General features: G+C 62.5%; 1 pseudogene. It reads left to right on the top strand.

The window, feature by feature from the left end:
- A pseudogene (locus RSSM_RS33595) lies at nt 1-643 on the top strand (nuclease); the annotation flags it as partial.

Here is a 643-nt window from a genome sequence, read left to right as displayed (position 1 = left end):
ATTCTCGCGATCCGTAACGGAGCCATCGTTGAAGACAACACGGCTCTCGATCCTGACGCCGACGCCACGCAAGACGATGGTGGCGGCGGAGTTTTCAACAACGGCGGCGTCGTCACCTTCGTCGACGCCAACACCGTGATTCGTGGCAACACGGCAACCGACGGGGCGGGTAATGGCGGTGGAGTGATGAACCTCGGCGGCGAACTCACCATCGAATCCGCGACGCTCGCGGGTAACTCCGCCGCACGTGCCGGAGGCGGTATCGAAAACAACGGCGGCGTCTTGGTTCTCAAAGACGCTTCCTTCGGCGGCGTGGCTCCCGCTGATGGAAACACGGCAGGCATCAACGGCGGCGCCGTTCACGCGAGCGGGGAAACCACCAATCACATCGAAGGAAGCACGTTCCAAAACAACACCGCCGGCCAAGAAGGTGGCGGGCTGTGGAACAGTGCCGCCGGAACGATGACCATCATCGACACCGTGATCCAGCAGAACATCGCGAGCGGCCCATCCGCCGATCAAGGTGGCGGGGGCGTCTTCAACGCCGGAGGAATTCTCAACCTCAGCGGCGTTACCATCACTGAGAATTCCGCCGATGGAGACGCAGGCAGCGGCGGCGGCATCTTCAACGACGCCACGGGAT

This window comes from Aporhodopirellula sallentina SM41, from assembly GCF_000346505.1.
GTDB classification, from domain to species: Bacteria; Planctomycetota; Planctomycetia; order Pirellulales; family Pirellulaceae; genus Rhodopirellula; species Rhodopirellula sallentina.
The sequence above is the reverse complement of the archived record's forward strand: the minus strand, read 5'-3'. Positions and strand labels throughout refer to the sequence as shown.